The following is a 628-nucleotide window of genomic DNA, read 5'->3' as shown; positions in this document are numbered from 1 at the left end:
TTCAAGCTGGATACCGATAACGACGGTAAGCCTGACACTGAAGACGGCGATGACGATAACGACGGCATCCCGGACGAGGACGACAGCAACCCGAAGGTTCCGAACGCGAACGATCACTTCGAGCCTGGCTACGAAGATGGTTCGGGTAAGCCGGGTAGCGACGTTAAGATCGATGCTCCGAAGTTCACCGACAAGGACGGTAAGGACACTAAGGCTCCTGAGGGCACGAAGTTCACCCCTGGTGAGAACGTGCCTGATGGTGTGAAGATTGACGAGAACACTGGTGAGATCACCGTTAGCATCCCTGAGGATGCTAAGCCTGGTGACAAGATCACTGTTCCGGTTGTTGTGACTTACCCGGATGGCACGAAGGACACCGTTGACGTCACCGTCACGGTGACTGATAAGGATGCCGGCCTGTACGAGCCTGCGTATGAGGGCAAATTGGTTGTTCCTGGTGAGGAGACCAAGTCGTCCCCGTCGTTCACTGGCAAGGACGATAAGGACGTCAAGGCTCCTGAGGGTTCGAAGTTCAAGATCACTGACGGCTTCACTGCTCCTGAGGGCTATGAGGTCAAGATTGATGAGAACACCGGTGAGATCACGGTGACGTTCCCGGACGGCTCGA

General features: G+C 55.4%; 1 protein-coding gene. It reads left to right on the top strand.

Features of this window, described 5'->3' with window-relative positions:
* Positions 1 to 628, top strand: a 628-nt coding sequence (locus tag E6X30_RS10315; protein ID WP_316336200.1) for a YPDG domain-containing protein, incomplete at both ends; no start/stop codon positions are given.

It is taken from the genome of Dermabacter sp. (assembly GCF_032550575.1).
Taxonomy (GTDB): Bacteria; Actinomycetota; Actinomycetes; order Actinomycetales; family Dermabacteraceae; genus Dermabacter; species Dermabacter hominis.
Note: the sequence above shows the minus strand (reverse complement) of the source record. Positions and strands in the feature narration are given on the sequence as shown.